The sequence below is a fragment of the Streptomyces sp. NBC_01463 genome (assembly GCA_036227345.1).
Classification (GTDB): Bacteria; Actinomycetota; Actinomycetes; order Streptomycetales; family Streptomycetaceae; genus Streptomyces.
In genome coordinates this window covers 3,788,852-3,802,333 of record CP109468.1, presented here as the reverse complement: position 1 = coordinate 3,802,333, position 13,482 = coordinate 3,788,852, and the positions used below count along the sequence as shown (strand labels likewise).

The 13,482-nt window shown below is 72.5% G+C and carries 15 protein-coding genes; 13 read left to right on the top strand and 2 right to left on the bottom strand.

Annotated features, from left to right (window positions below; genetic code table 11):
• The first annotated feature begins 3 nt into the window (after positions 1 to 3).
• From OG521_16795 to OG521_16740, 12 genes are all read left to right on the top strand, one after another.
• Positions 4 to 429, top strand: a complete 426-nt coding sequence (locus tag OG521_16795; protein WUW22368.1) for a phage tail protein — start codon at positions 4 to 6, stop codon at positions 427 to 429.
• A 109-nt stretch (positions 430 to 538) separates the two neighbouring features.
• On the top strand, positions 539 to 1,213 hold the full coding sequence (locus OG521_16790) for a LysM peptidoglycan-binding domain-containing protein (protein WUW26700.1): 675 nt from the start codon (positions 539 to 541) through the stop codon (positions 1,211 to 1,213).
• The gene (locus tag OG521_16785; GenBank protein WUW22367.1) at positions 1,210 to 2,985 is read left to right on the top strand and encodes a VgrG-related protein; all 1,776 of its coding nucleotides are present in this window, start codon (positions 1,210 to 1,212) and stop codon (positions 2,983 to 2,985) included. Before OG521_16790 ends, OG521_16785 begins: the two co-directional genes overlap by 4 nt.
• A gap of 57 nt (positions 2,986 to 3,042) precedes the next feature.
• Entirely contained in the window at positions 3,043 to 3,360 is a 318-nt protein-coding gene (locus tag OG521_16780) for a PAAR domain-containing protein (GenBank protein WUW22366.1), read from the top strand.
• The gene (locus OG521_16775; GenBank protein WUW22365.1) at positions 3,357 to 3,764 is read left to right on the top strand and encodes a GPW/gp25 family protein; all 408 of its coding nucleotides are present in this window, start codon (positions 3,357 to 3,359) and stop codon (positions 3,762 to 3,764) included. Before OG521_16780 ends, OG521_16775 begins: the two co-directional genes overlap by 4 nt.
• Positions 3,764 to 5,725, top strand: coding sequence for a putative baseplate assembly protein (locus tag OG521_16770; GenBank protein ID WUW22364.1), 1,962 nt, complete (start codon positions 3,764 to 3,766; stop codon positions 5,723 to 5,725). The genes OG521_16775 and OG521_16770 overlap by 1 nt, the downstream gene beginning before the upstream one ends.
• Complete coding sequence (locus tag OG521_16765) at positions 5,722 to 6,288, top strand: phage tail protein (GenBank protein ID WUW22363.1); 567 nt, start codon at positions 5,722 to 5,724, stop codon at positions 6,286 to 6,288. Before OG521_16770 ends, OG521_16765 begins: the two co-directional genes overlap by 4 nt.
• Position 6,289: 1 nt before the next feature.
• Positions 6,290 to 7,441, top strand: coding sequence for a zinc ribbon domain-containing protein (locus OG521_16760; GenBank protein WUW22362.1), 1,152 nt, complete (start codon positions 6,290 to 6,292; stop codon positions 7,439 to 7,441).
• 195 nt (positions 7,442 to 7,636) lie between these two features.
• The gene (locus OG521_16755; protein ID WUW22361.1) at positions 7,637 to 7,888 is read left to right on the top strand and encodes a DUF397 domain-containing protein; all 252 of its coding nucleotides are present in this window, start codon (positions 7,637 to 7,639) and stop codon (positions 7,886 to 7,888) included.
• Positions 7,889 to 7,890: 2 nt separating this feature from the next.
• A complete protein-coding gene (locus tag OG521_16750) occupies positions 7,891 to 8,349 on the top strand; it encodes a GNAT family N-acetyltransferase (protein WUW22360.1) in 459 nt (152 codons plus the stop codon).
• 213 nt (positions 8,350 to 8,562) lie between these two features.
• Positions 8,563 to 9,219, top strand: a complete 657-nt coding sequence (locus tag OG521_16745; GenBank protein ID WUW22359.1) for an RNA polymerase sigma factor — start codon at positions 8,563 to 8,565, stop codon at positions 9,217 to 9,219.
• On the top strand, positions 9,216 to 10,286 hold the full coding sequence (locus tag OG521_16740; protein ID WUW22358.1) for a hypothetical protein: 1,071 nt from the start codon (positions 9,216 to 9,218) through the stop codon (positions 10,284 to 10,286). The genes OG521_16745 and OG521_16740 overlap by 4 nt, the downstream gene beginning before the upstream one ends.
• A 225-nt stretch (positions 10,287 to 10,511) precedes the next feature.
• Here the strand turns inward: OG521_16740 and OG521_16735 are convergent, their stop codons facing one another.
• On the bottom strand, positions 10,512 to 11,096 hold the full coding sequence (locus OG521_16735) for a hypothetical protein (protein WUW22357.1): 585 nt from the start codon (positions 11,094 to 11,096) through the stop codon (positions 10,512 to 10,514).
• Positions 11,097 to 11,121: 25 nt separating this feature from the next.
• Positions 11,122 to 12,033 (bottom strand): zinc metalloprotease HtpX, encoded by a 912-nt coding sequence (gene htpX, locus OG521_16730; GenBank protein WUW22356.1) that lies wholly within the window; start codon positions 12,031 to 12,033, stop codon positions 11,122 to 11,124.
• Positions 12,034 to 12,202: 169 nt separating this feature from the next.
• Between htpX and OG521_16725 the strand changes: the two genes are divergently transcribed.
• On the top strand, positions 12,203 to 13,450 hold the full coding sequence (locus OG521_16725) for a cytochrome P450 (protein WUW22355.1): 1,248 nt from the start codon (positions 12,203 to 12,205) through the stop codon (positions 13,448 to 13,450).
• Positions 13,451 to 13,482 lie beyond the last annotated feature (32 nt).

Here is a 13,482-nt window from a genome sequence, read left to right as displayed (position 1 = left end):
CAGATGACGGACAACATCTTCGCGACGAGCGTGTTCTTCAAGCTCGCCATCGGGGGGAGCGACCTCGGGGCCTTCCACACCTGCTCGGGCCTGGGCGCCGAGGTGGAGCTGGAGCAGTACGCCGAGGGCGGCAACAACGACTTCACCTGGCAGCTGCCGGGGCGGATCACCTGGACCAACATCACGCTGACCCGCCCCGTCACCGCGGACACGCTGAAGATCGCGCGATGGCTCAACGAGACGACCCGGCGGGTGGAGCGCAAGGACGGCGAGATCGTCGCACTGCGGCCCGACCTCAGCCGGATCATCAGCTGGCAGATCCAGGGGATCGTGCCGGTGCGCTGGCAGGGGCCCTCCTTCGACCCGTCCAGTTCCGAGGCGGCGATCGAGACCCTGGAGATCGCGCACGAAGGGCTGGTGCCCTCCTGATGGCCCGCCCGTTCCGCCGTGCCCGGGCCGGCGCCGCAGACGTACAGGAAGGAGGAGCACCGTGGCAGCGACTGCCCGCACGAGCCGTGCCCGTGCCCAGCTGACCATCATGGAACCGCCGGCGGACGTCGGTGCGAAGCCCGCCGGCACCCTCGCCCGGCTCACGCTGCAGTTCAACCCGGCGACGCTCTCCCTGACCAAGAGCACCGAGTGGCGGCGCACGCCCTCCCGGACGGCCGGTGAGTCCGCGCTGCCGGAGTTCGTCGGCAGCGGACCCCGCTCGCTGTCCCTGGACGTCTTCCTGGACGCCACCGCCACCCACGACAACTCGGTGGAGAAGGCGGTGGAGCAGCTGATGACGGCCTGTGTGCCCACCCCGAGCAGCCTCGGCCGGAAGAAGCCGTCGAGCCCCTGGGTGCGGTTCGACTGGGGGACGGCGAAGACGACGTCGTTCGACGGGGTGCTGTCCAGTCTCTCCGTCTCGTACACGCTGTTCGACGTCGACGGGAAGCCGCTGCGTGCCACCTGCTCCCTCTCCATCGAGGAGGCGAGCGTCGACCCGGCCGGGCAGAACCCCACGTCAGGATCGCGGGAGGCCCGCCGTACCCACCGGGTCGTCGCCGGTGACAGCCTGCCGCTGCTCGCCTGGCGCGAGTACGGGGACGCCACCGCCTGGCGCACGATCGCCGAGGCCAACGACATCGACGACCCCATGCAACTGGCCCCGGGCACGGAACTCCTCGTGCCCGGGCTGGAAGACCATGCCGCGGAGGACGCCCGGTGACCGGAACCGCACCCGCCCGATCGTTCGCCGCCGACCCGATCGTGGAGGCGCCCGCCGAGCTTCCGCAGGCCTGGGCCGCCCAGCTGGTCAGCTGTGTGGTCGACGAGAACGTCGGTCTGCCGGACGCCGCCGTGCTGACGTACCGGGACCCGTACCACACGCTGCTCACCGCCACCGGGATCACCATCGGCACCCCCGTGAAGATCTCGGTGGTCACGGTCCGGGAGCGGGCGCGCGAGCGGCTGTTCACCGGTGAGGTCACCGCGCTGGAGCTCGACAGCGACACCACCGGCTCCTTCACCGTCGTCCGCGCCTACTCCAGGGCCCACCGGCTGCGGCGCGGACGCAAGGTGGTGGCCTTCCGCAACATGAAGGCCGCCGACATCGTCCGCAAGGTCGCCGCCGGCGCCGGGCTCCCCTGCGGGAGGGTCGAGGCGGCGCCCGTCATGTACAAGCAGCTCACCCAGCCCAACATCTCGGACTGGGACTTCCTCCAGTACCTGGCGGGCGAGTGCGGTGCGCAGGTGCGGGTGGACGAGAAGGGCCTGCTGCAGTTCGTGAAGCCGAAGCCCGCGTCCTCCGCGCCCTCGCCGTCCACACCGGCGGCCAAGAGTCCGATGGTGCTGGAGTACGGGCGCAATCTGCTGGCCCTGCGAGCCGTGCTGACCGGGTCGGACGGGGCGGACAGCGTCGAGGTGCGCGGCTGGGACGTGGAGACCAAGACCCGGCTGGTGGCGCGCGAGCAGTCCGTCCGCAGCACCACGGTGGTCCCCGGGATGAGCCCGTCCGTCGCGTCCGGGGCGTTCGGGGGGAAGGCCCGGATGACGGTCGCCGACACCCCGTACCGGACCCAGGCCGAGGCCGGTGCGGTCGCCGGCGCGGTGGCCGCACGGGTCAGCTCCGGCTTCGGGGAGATCGAGGCGGTCGCCGAGGGAAACCCCCGGCTCCGGGCCGGCGAACCGGTCACCCTCGGCAACGTCGGACCCGCGTTCGCCGGCCGGTACACGGCGACGGCGGCCCACCACGTCCTCGACCCGCACGGCGGCTACCGCACGACCGTCCTGGTCAGTTCCTCGCCCGACCGCTCCCTGGCCGGGCTCACCGGCGGCGACGGCGCCCTGCGCGGCCCCCGGATGCCGGGCCTGGCGACCGGGGTGGTCACCGACATCCGCGAGGGCCGGGGCAAGGGCGAGCGCGGTTCGGTGCGGCTGAAGTTCCCCTGGCTCGACGACACCTACGTGTCCGACTGGGTCCGTACGGTGCAGTGGGGCGGCCAGGGCGGCGGCGGGGTGTTCAGCCCCGAGGTCAACGACGAGGTGCTCGTCGGCTTCGAGCAGGGCCTGCTGGACAGCCCCTATGTGCTGGGCGGCCTCTACAACGGCGTCGACAGGCCGTCGCCCCACGACGTGCCGCTGGTCGACCCGACCAGCGGAAAGGTCAACCGGCGCTCCCTGGTGTCCCGTTCGGGCAACCGGATCGAGCTGCTGGACGCCCCGCGCGGTCCGTCCGGCGTACGACTGGCCACCGGCGACCAGCAGTTGGAGGTCACCCTGGACGAGCGGCGGGGGGAGATCGCACTGAAGGTGCTCGCCCGCGGCACCTCCCGGGTGCTGAGCTCCCTGTCCCTGAGCCGGTCCGGGATCACGCTCGACGCCGGCGCGGGGAACGTGGAGGTGAAGGGGGCCTCGGTGACCGTCAACGGCAGGACCGGGGTCACCGTCGACGGCGGACTGCTCGCCGTGCTCAAGGCCAGGCTCATCCGGATCAACTGACACCCGAACCGCCCCGTCCGCCCCCGAACACCCGGCCCAGCAAGGAGAACAGCAGCCATGCCCCCCGCAGCCCGCACGGGCGACAGCACCGTCCACGGAGGCCTCATCGGCACCCCGCCACCGGGTGCGGTGGCCGTCGCCACCGTGCTGATCGGCGGCAGGCCGGCCGCCGTCACCGGCAGCCTGCACGTGTGCGTCGTCCCCCCGCACGCGCTCCTCGGCCCGGGGAACGTCGTCCTGCCGAATCCGGCCGCCCTGGCCGCCGGCGGGGTACTGATCGGCGGGCTGCCGGCCGCCCGCATGGGAGACACCACCAGCTGCGGTGCCAAGATCATCAGCGGTGCGCCGAACGTCCTGATCGGAGGACCGCTGTGAGCGGGGGCGGATTCATCGGACGCGGCTGGGGCTTCCCGCTGCGGGTCGGCTCCACCGGCGGCATCGGCATGGTCGAGCGGGACCAGGAGATCGAGGAGGCCATCGGGCTGGTGCTCGGCACCGCACCGGGGGAGCGGCCGATGCGCCCCGAGTTCGGCTGCGGCATCCACGACTACGTCTTCGCGCCGGGCGACGGCGCCACCGCAGGGCGCATCGCACACGAGGTGCGGGCGTCGCTGGAGCGCTGGGAACCGCGCATCGAGGTGACGGACGTGGTGGTCGCCTTCGACACCGTCGACGAGGGGACCCTCTACATCGACGTGCACTACACCGTGCGGTCCACCAACGACCTGCGCAACCTCGTCTTCCCCTTCTACACCATCCCGGAATCGGGAGCCGCCTGATGTCCCTGCCCTCGCCCAACCTGGACGACCGCCGCTTCCAGCAACTCGTCGACGAGGCCAAGCGGTACGTCCAGCAGCGCTCTCCCGAGTGGACCGACCACAACGTGTCGGACCCCGGGGTCACGCTCATCGAGACGTTCGCCTACATGGTCGACCAGCTGCTGTACCGGCTGAACCGGGTCCCCGACCGCAACTACTCAGCCTTCCTGGACCTGTTGGGCGTGCGGCTGTTCCCGCCGACGGCCGCCCGCGCCGACGTCGACTTCTGGCTGTCCGCCCCCCAGCCGGACACCGTGCGCCTCCCCGCCGGTACGGAGGTGGCCACCGCCCGCGGTGAGACGGAGGAGTCGGTGGTCTTCTCGACCGACGAGGACCTGGCGATCGTGCCCAGTTCACTGATCAGGCTCGTCACCGCCCCCGCCTCCGGGGACCGGACGGACCGCACGGCGCCGCTCGGCGCGGGCAAGGACATCCCGTGCTTCCAGGCCCGGCCGGAGCCGGGCGACTCCCTGCTCTTCGGGCTGCCGACCGCCGTACCGCGGTGCATCGTCGCCGTACGTCTGGACAGCCGGGTGGAGGGCGTCGGCGTCGACCCCCGGCAGCCGCCGCTCGTCTGGGAGGCCTGGGACGGCGCCCGCTGGGTGCCCTGCGCGACGGGCACCGACAGCACGGGAGGCCTGAACAGGCCCGGTGAGGTGACGGTGTTCGTGCCCGCCGGGCACACGGCGTCGGTGACGGCCGGCATCAGGGCCGGGTGGCTGCGCTGCCGGGTCACCGCGCCCGAACCGGGCCAGCCCTTCTACTCCGAGTCGCCGACGATCCGGGAGGCCGAGGTGTTCACCGTCGGCGGCACCGCCGGCGTCGAACACGCGGAGACCGTCCTCGACGTACCGCTCGGCACTTCCGAAGGGGTCGCCGGCCAGCGGTTCTCCGTACGCAGGGTGCCGCTCCTGCTGGACGGGGAGCCGCCCGTCGTCCAGGTGTCCTCCGCCGACGGCTGGCAGGTCTGGACGCCCGTGGAGCACTTCGGCGCCTCGTCCCCGGGCGACCGGCACATGCGGATCGACGCCGCCACGGGCGAGTTCGCGTTCCCGCCCGAGGTGCGGGAGGCGGACGGCACCATGCGTGCGTACGGGGCGGTGCCCCCGAAGGGTGCCCAGCTCCGCGTCCCCCGCTACCGGACGGGCGGCGGCGCCGCCGGGAACGTGGCCCGCGGCGCCATCCGCGTCCTGCGCAGCTCGGTGCCGTACGTCGCAGGCGTCGACAACCGCGAGGCGGCCCGCGGCGGGGTCGACGGCGAGAGCGTCGCGAACGCCAAGGTGCGCGCGCCGAACATCCTCCGGGTCCAGGAACGGGCGGTCACGGCCGAGGACTACGAGGTCATCGCCCGTGAGGCCGCGCCCTCGCTGCACCGGGTCCGCTGCCTGCCCGCCGTCGCGGGCGAGGCCGGTGCGGTGCGCGTCCTGGTGGTGCCCGACGCGGTCCCCGACGAGGGCGGCCGGCTGCGGTTCGAGCAGCTGATACCCCCGGACTCGGTCCTGTCGGCGGTCGCCGGGCGGCTCGACGAACGGCGGCTGGTCGGCACCAGGCTGGTCGTGGAACCGCCCGCCTACCAGGGCGTCACCGTGGTCGCCGAACTGGTGGCGGCCGACGGCGATGTGGACCGCGTCCGCGCCGAGGCGCTCGACGCGCTGTTCCGCCACATCGACCCGCTGCGGGGCGGCACGGACCGGACGGGCTGGCCCTTCGGCCGTCCCGTGCAGTACGGCGAGATCTTCGCCGTACTCCAGAACGTGCCCGGAGTCCGGCTGGTCGACGAGGTGCGGCTGTTCCCCGCCGACCCGCTCACCGGGCGGCGGTCCGCGGCGGCGGACCGGATCGACGTGGCCTCCAACGCGCTGGTCTTCTCCCACCAGCACCAGGTCGTCGTCACGGCGGCCGGGGCCGGTGAGCGCGCATGACCAGGGCCGCGGTCCCCGGACTCCCGAGCCGCTACCCGATCGGCGGGCTGCTGCCCGCCCTGTACGCGGACGACGACCTCGCCCAGCGGTTCACGGCGGGCCTGGACACGGTCCTGGCCCCCGTCCTGTCCACCCTCGACAACCTCCCGGCGTACTTCGATCCCGCGCTGACCCCGGACGACTTCCTGCCCTGGCTGTCGTCCTGGGTCGGCGCCGACATCGACACCGCGTGGCCGGTGGCCCTGCGCCGGGCCGCCGTCGCCCGCGCCGTCGAGCTCCACCGGTGGCGCGGAACCCGCCGCGGCCTGGCCGGACACCTCCGCCTCTGCTTCGGCGTCGAGGCCGACATCCACGACGGCGGCGGCGCCGCCTGGTCGGCGGAGCCCGGGGCCGAACTCCCTCCGGCCCCGACCGGGGAACTGCTGGTACGGGTCCGGGCACCGGCCGGGACCCCGGTGGACGAGGCCCGCATCCTGGCCGTCGTCCGGGCCTCGTGCCCCGCTCACCTCACCTGCCGGGTGGAGATCCTGCCCGGCGCACCGGACGAGACAACAGGAGACTGACGTGACGCGCTCGTGCCCGGCGTGCGGAGCCGCCAACGAGGAGGACGAGGACTTCTGCGGAAGCTGCGGTACGTACCTGGGATGGTCCTCGCGCCGTGCCCGAACCCGGGCTGCCGCACCGGAGGCTGACGAACCGCCGGCCTCCGAGCCGCCCGCCCCGCCCGCGCCCGAGACCGCCCCGCCTGCGGCCGAGACCGCCCCGCCGCCCCCGGTCCCGGCCCCGCGCCGCGCACCTCCCGCCCCGGGCGCGGCGGAGCCGCCGCGCCCCCGCACGGCCGAGGCGCCCCCCGAGCCCCCGGCCGAGCCCGCCCCCGTACGCCCGTCCGCGCCCGCCCCCGTACGCCCGGCTCGGCCGGAACCGCCGGTGGAGGACGAGCCCGTGGTGGCTGTACAGCCCGGCGTGCCGATCGCCCAGCGCCCCGTCGTCAGACCGGTGGCGGCGCAGGAGGAGAAGGACGGCTTCCCCTGCCCGTCGTGCGGGGCCCTCAACCGGCCGGGACGCAAGTTCTGCGGCCGCTGCGCGACGCCGCTCCACCCGGGCGAGCAGGCCGAACCGCTGCCCTGGTGGCGTACCAGATGGCCGTTCGACCGCAAGGTGCGGGCAGACTCGGGGCGTCTGCTGCGGGGGAGCGTGCTGGCCCTGCTGATCGTCGGGCTCCTGATCGCGGGCTTCCTGCTCGTGCCGGCGGGGCGCTACGTCTTCGAGGACGTACGGGACAAGCTCGGCGGTACGGGGGAGATCAGCCCCAGCGACGTCACGGCGAGCACCGCCACCGCCGGGCACCCGGCGAAGCTGGCCGTGGACGGGCTGACGAACACCTACTGGGGCGCCCCGAAGGCCGGCGCCTCACTGACCGCCGAGTTCGACAAGCCGTTCCGGCTGGTCGGCGTCACCGTCCACACCGGGGTGTCGACGAAGCCCGAGGTGTTCCAGCGAGGCGCCAGGCCGACCGTGGCCGACGTCTTCATCACGACGAAGGACCGGAAGGTCCACGAGAAGACCATGACGCTCGCCGACAAGCCCGGCGAGCAGTCGATACGGACGGGCATCAGCGATGTCGTCTCCATCCGGTTCGTCGTACGGGAAGCGGCGGGTCAGGGCGCCGGGCGGTCGATCGCGCTCGGGGAGATCGAGTACTTCAAGCGGACGTGAGGAAGCCCGGGCCACCCGCCCCGCCACGGGACTCCCGGGCCTCGAACGGTGGGAAGACCATGGTCAGGGCGGCGATAGGTTGATCGCGAAGCCGGAGCAAGTCAGCGACATGTTCGACCTCTTCGGCATTCTGCGGGCCCAGGCGCTCAACCCCTGGAAATCCGCGGAGATCATCGAGACGAAGGTGAGGCAACTGTGAGTCACGGGCCCGAACTGACCTGGTTCAAGTCCAGCTACAGCGGTAACGAGGGCGGCGAGTGCCTCGAAGTCGCCTACGACTGGCACAAGTCCAGCTACAGCAACAATGAAGGGGGTGCCTGCGTAGAGGTTTCCACCTGCCCCCACACCGTCCACGTCCGCGACTCCAAGGTCACCGACGGCCCCACCTTCGCCGTTGCGCCCGCCGCCTGGACCGCGTTCCTGGGCCACGCGACAGTCAACGGCTGATCATGCCCGGCGCGGACGCGCTCGCCGTGCGGCGTGCGAGCGAGGCGGATGCCGACGCGCTGGCCCGGATCGACTCGGTTGCGGCGGAAGGCGACGAAGCGCGGCGCCGGAACATCCGGAACTGGTGCAGGCAGGGTCTCGCCGCCGTGGCCGAGGACGAGTCCGGGCCCCTGGGATACTGCGTGGTGGAGTACACGTTCTTCGAGCAGGGCTTCGTCACGATGCTGATGGTGGCGCCCGCCGCCCGTGGCCGAGGTGTGGGCGGGCGCCTGCTGGCGGACGCCGCGGCTTCGTGCAGTGCCCCGAAGCTGTTCACCTCGACGAACGTCTCCAACCAGCCGATGCAGCGGCTGTTGCAACGCGCGGGATGGAGCCCGGCCGGCCTGCTCCATGGCCTGGACGAGGGCGACCCGGAGCTGTTCTACCTCTGCCCGCAGGAACCGGGCGCCGTGCGTCCGTGACATCGGCGGGTCAGGCGCCGAGGTGCACCTGTCCGCCGAGCCGGGGCGGAGGTCCATGCCGATCGTGGTGGCGGCAGCACAGCGTGGAGACTCGGTGCTGCCAGGCGCCGCTCCGCCCACCCGTCACGTTCGAGTCCGGCTTCGGCGCACCTTCACCCAGGATCCGTGACGCACGTCACGGGAACCCGCCGGACCGGTCGGACATTAATCCACGTGACTCACTCAACCCCCGCCCGTCTCCGCGACGGTGACCCGGCCGCGCTTGCCGAGGCGTTCCGGGAGCACGCGGACGCCGTGTACCGCCATGCCCTGTGGTCCACGGGCAACTGGGCCACGGCCGAGGACGTCGTCTCCCTCACCTACCTGGAGGCGTGGCGCTCGCGTGAGCGGCTGCGCCCGGAGGAGACCGTCAGTCTGCGCCCGTGGCTGCTGGGCATAGCCACCAATGTCCTGCGCAACACCGCTCGTTCGGCCCGTCGGCACCAGAGAGCCCTGGCCCGGATGCCGCGATCGGACGCCGTCCCGGACTTCGCCGAAGAGGTGACCGGGCGGCTGGCGGACGCCGAACAGCTGGCAGCGGCCAAGGCGGCGCTGAAGGGGCTGCGGCGCACCGAGCGCGAGGTGTTCACCCTGTGCGTCTGGGGCGGGCTGGACTACGCGTCCGCCGCCGAGGCCCTGGGCGTACCCGTCGGCACCGTGCGCTCCCGGCTGTCCCGCGCCCGCGCCAAACTGCGCGACTCCGTGGACCACCCGGCCACCCGGCGCGACGACACGCAGCGCGCGCCCGGTCGGGAACTCCCCGGAGGCAGCGGACAAGTACAGCACGTAGACGGCATTCTGGCTCGAACCACCCAGGAGAACCTCGCATGAACGCTCTGTTCCGGAACCGTTCCGCCGCCCCGTCCTCCCGTCCGGCGGCCCCGGGCCACGAGGAGGGGGGCCGGGAGTGGCAGGAGGCCCGCGACCGCTCCGAGCTCGCAGCGTTGCGGGAGATGGTCCCGCCGCCCGCCGCCCCCCGGCTTTCGCCCACCCGTCGTGCGGAGCTCGAAGCCCACCTGATGAGGGAGGCCGACGACTCGGCCGCCACGTCCGACCCCGCGAAGTCCTCCACGTTCCGTGCCGCCGCCGGCCGTCCCTCGGCCTTCGGATGGCTGACGCCCGGCCGGTCGATGTCCCTCGGGGCGGCTGCCGCCGTCGTCGCGGCGACCGTGGCGGCGTTCGCCTTCACCGGCAGCAGCGGTCAGACGGCCGTCGCCGCGCCCGCCCCGCTCAGGGTGGAGGGCTCCCGGGCCACCGTGCCGCTCGCCACCGTCGCGAAGCGGGCCGCGGCCCTCGCGGATTCCCCGGGCGACGCGCTCCGCGGGACCCACCGCAGGGAGTGGGCACTGGGGATGTGGGACGACGGCAAGCACAAGCCGGAGCAGATGCCGGTGATCGAGTCCCGCGAGCGCTTCAACGCCGACGGCAGCGGTGAGGTGCAGGACATCGAGGACGGCCAGGTCGTCCGGCGTACGCACTTGCCGGCAGGGTCCTGGGAGAAGCTCGCCGAGTTCCGGAGCGCGCCCCCGACCACCGTCCCCGGCCTCGCCGACTACCTGGCGAAGGACAACCCCGATACCCGCGGCAGCGCGTACTGGACGATGAACTCCGTGGAAGCGCTGCTGCGTGACTGGACGCCCGGCCCCGCCCAGACGGCCGCGATCGACGGCCTGCTCGCCGAGCAGTCCGGCCTGAACGCCATCGGCCCGGTCAAGGACCGTGCGGGACGCCGGGGCCAGGCGTACGCCGTGGACTTCAAGGGGACGGTGCGGTGGACGATCATCCTCGACGAGCACACCGGACGGATCCTCGGCACGGAGCTCTCCAGCATCAAGACCGACCCGAAGATGCAGCTCAAGCCCGGTGATGTCGAGCAGTACGACACCTACCTGGACTGAGGCCGCACGCCTGGCCACCGCCCGTGGGGCCGGCCCCCACAACCCTGGCGCCCCGCACCGGAACCACCGCCCAGGTCCTTCTCCACCCGAGGGCCGTCCCCGAGAGCGCGCCGGAATCGAGCGCAACGGGGTGGTGGCCACCGTCAACGCGGCCCGTACGCCCGAGAGAACGGCGCCCCGGTCGCTCCTGCGGCGGCCTGACGATCTCGTAGGGGGCGCCGGGTCTCACAGCCCCGGCGCCCCCCACACCGGGAACCACCGGGCCAGCTCCTTCTCCACCCGCAGGTCGTCCCCGAGGGCGGCCCGGACCTGGAGTTCCAGCTGGTTGTCCCGTTTCTCGTCGCCGCCCGGGACGGGGGCGAACGGGTAGAACGTGCCGCGCTTGTAGAGGTACACCAGCGCCAGCGACCGGCCCTCCGGGTCGCGGAAGGCGATCAGCGAGCAGAGCAGCTGTGGGCCGAAGCCGCCGTCCTGGAGCAGGGTGTTGACCGCGTGCAGGTCGTTGACCAGGGCGGCGGAGTCATCGGGCGGCTGCCGGGTGAGCAGCCAGCTGTAGCCGTACGCGTCCCGGCTGAACTCCACCGGGACGCCGCCGCGTCCGGTGTCGGCGTCGAGCAGTTCCCGTACGTCCTGCTGGACGCGGGCGAAGGTGGCGCCCTCGACGCCCGCGAAGCACACCGAGCCGTTGCCGGTCGGGACGAAACCCGTGGCCGCCTGGAGGGTGAGGGCGGCGGACGGGACGGCGAAGAGCTGGTCGAGGTCGGGGCGGACCGGTTTGCTGCGGCCCAGGATGCTGTCGAGCAGGCCCACGGACGTACTCCTCACGGGGTGGGGGTCAGGGGCGGGACAGGTCGGCGGAGATCCGGGCCAGCTGGTCCAGCCGCTGTTCGAGCGTCGGGTGCGAGGAGAGCAGCCGGCTCAGGCTCTCCTTGGAGGAGAAGGCGGGGACGAAGTAGAAGGCGTTGTACGGCTCCGCCTTCCGCAGGTCCTCCGTCGGGATGCGCGCCATCTGGCCGCTGACCTTGGTGAGTGCGGAGGCGAGGGCCGAGGGCCGGCCGGTCAGCAGGGCGGCTGTGCGGTCGGCGGAGAGCTCGCGGTAGCGCGAGAGCAGCCGGGTGAGCAGGAAGCTCAGGGCGTAGACGACCGCGCTGATCAGCGGGATCAGCATGATCGCGATGCCCATGGGGTCGTTGCTGCGGCTGTTGCGGGCGAAGCCGCCCCAGAGCGCGACGCGGGTGATGATGCCCGCGAGGACGCCGAGGAACGAGGCGATCGTCATGACGGCGACATCGCGGTGCGCGACGTGTGACATCTCGTGCGCGAGCACGCCCTCCAGCTCCTCCGGCTCCAGTCTGCGCAGCAGACCGGTCGTGGCGCAGACGAGGGCGGTCTTCTCGCTGCGGCCGGTGGCGAAGGCGTTCGGCACGTCGCTCTCGGCGATCGCCACCCGGGGCTTGGGCATGTCGGCCAGGGCACAGATCCGGTCGATCGCTCCGTGCAGCTCGGGCGCCTGCTCGGGGGTGACCTCGCGGGCCCCCATGCTGAAGGCGGCGATGCGGTCGCTGAACCAGAACTGGGCGACGAACATGCCGCCGGTGATGATCAGGATGATCGGCCAGGCGCCGCGCAGTACGGCCAGCAGCACGCCGACCAGCACCACGTACAGCAGCCCGATCAGGAACATGGTGGTGAGCATGCGAGTGGTCAGACCGCGGTCGGGGGCGTACCGGCTACGGGTTTTGGTCATCGGTGACCTCCAGTCCTCGCCTGCCTCCCATAGTGCTCCTCGGGTGTCGAAAGCGGATAAGAGACGCGGTGTGCGGCATTTGGCCGAACAGCACCTAGCCGTTTAGGTGCCTTGGGCATCTAGTAGGGAGTGATCGGCAGGACACCCCCCTCTCCTTGCGAGGTCCGCCATGACGGAGACCAAGACCGAAACCGAAGCCAAGGCCGCATCCGGGACCGAGACCCCATCCGAGGCCGTCGCCTTCCCGCAGAACCGCAGCTGTCCCTACCACCCGCCGACCGGCTATCCGAGCGCGAGCCGCGGGCAGGAGTCGGTGTCCCGCGTGCGGCTCTTCGACGGCCGTACGGTGTGGCTGGTGACCGGGCACGCCGAGGCGCGGGCGCTCCTCGTGGACCCCCGGCTGTCGTCCGACCGGGAGAACCCCGCGTTCCCGTTCTTCGCCGAGCGGCTGGCCACGACCACCCAGCGGCGCGTCGAGCTGATCGGCGTCGACGATCCCGAGCACAACGTGCAGCGCCGGATGCTGATCCCGAGCTTCACGGTCCGGCGCACGGCGGCGCTGCGGCCGGCGATCCAGGAGACCGTGGACCGGCTGCTCGACACGATGGTGGCGCAGGGACCGCCGGCCGAGCTGGTCGGTGCCTTCGCCCTGCCCGTGCCCTCGATGGTCATCTGCGCGCTCCTGGGCGTGCCCTACGAGGACCACGAGTTCTTCGAGGCGCAGTCCCGCAGACTGCTGCGCGGTCCCGAGGGCTCCGACGTCGAGGCGGCGCGGATCGCACTCGGTGACTACTTCCGCGACCTGATCGCGCGGAAGCGGCGCGACCCGGGCGACGGGCTGCTGGACGAGCTCATCGCCAAACAGCTGGAGACCGGGGCGGTGGACCTGGAGGAACTGGTCCGGCTGTCCCAGATCCTGCTGGTGGCGGGCCACGAGACGACCGCGAACATGATCTCGCTCGGCACCCTCACCCTGCTCCAGCACCCGGAACAGCTGGCCCGGATGCGCGCGGGCGGCCCCGACGGGATGGCCCCGGCGGTCGAGGAACTGCTCCGATTCCTGTCCATCGCCGACGGGCTCTCCCGGGTGGCCGTCGAGGACATCGAGATGAACGGGGTGACGTTCCGCGCCGGGGACGGTGTCCTGCTCTCCACCGCGGTGAGCAACCGCGACGAGGCCGTCTACCCGGCACCGGACGAGCTGGACCTCGGCCGCGGCGCGCGCAACCACGTCGCCTTCGGCTTCGGCATCCACCAGTGCCTGGGCCAGAACCTCGCCCGCGCCGAACTGGAGATCGCGCTGCCCGCGCTCTTCGACCGGCTGCCCGGCCTGCGGCTGGCGGTGCCGGCCGAAGAGATCCCGTTCAAGCCGGGAGACACGGTCCAGGGGCTCATCGAACTGCCCGTGACGTGGTGAAGGGATGACCCGGTGACCGGAAGCCGAGCGGA

Bases quoted from the DNA above. Each gene is read 5' to 3' on its own strand.
- OG521_16795 (WUW22368.1), top strand. From the start codon at position 4: ATGACGGACAACATCTTCGCGACGAGCGTGTTCTTCAAGCTCGCCATC.
- OG521_16790 (WUW26700.1), top strand. From the start codon at position 539: ATGGAACCGCCGGCGGACGTCGGTGCGAAGCCCGCCGGCACCCTCGCC.
- OG521_16780 (WUW22366.1), top strand. From the start codon at position 3,043: ATGCCCCCCGCAGCCCGCACGGGCGACAGCACCGTCCACGGAGGCCTC.
- OG521_16770 (WUW22364.1), top strand. From the start codon at position 3,764: ATGTCCCTGCCCTCGCCCAACCTGGACGACCGCCGCTTCCAGCAACTC.
- OG521_16765 (WUW22363.1), top strand. From the start codon at position 5,722: ATGACCAGGGCCGCGGTCCCCGGACTCCCGAGCCGCTACCCGATCGGC.
- OG521_16750 (WUW22360.1), top strand. From the start codon at position 7,891: ATGCCCGGCGCGGACGCGCTCGCCGTGCGGCGTGCGAGCGAGGCGGAT.
- OG521_16740 (WUW22358.1), top strand. From the start codon at position 9,216: ATGAACGCTCTGTTCCGGAACCGTTCCGCCGCCCCGTCCTCCCGTCCG.
- htpX (WUW22356.1), bottom strand. From the start codon at position 12,033: ATGACCAAAACCCGTAGCCGGTACGCCCCCGACCGCGGTCTGACCACT.
- OG521_16725 (WUW22355.1), top strand. From the start codon at position 12,203: ATGACGGAGACCAAGACCGAAACCGAAGCCAAGGCCGCATCCGGGACC.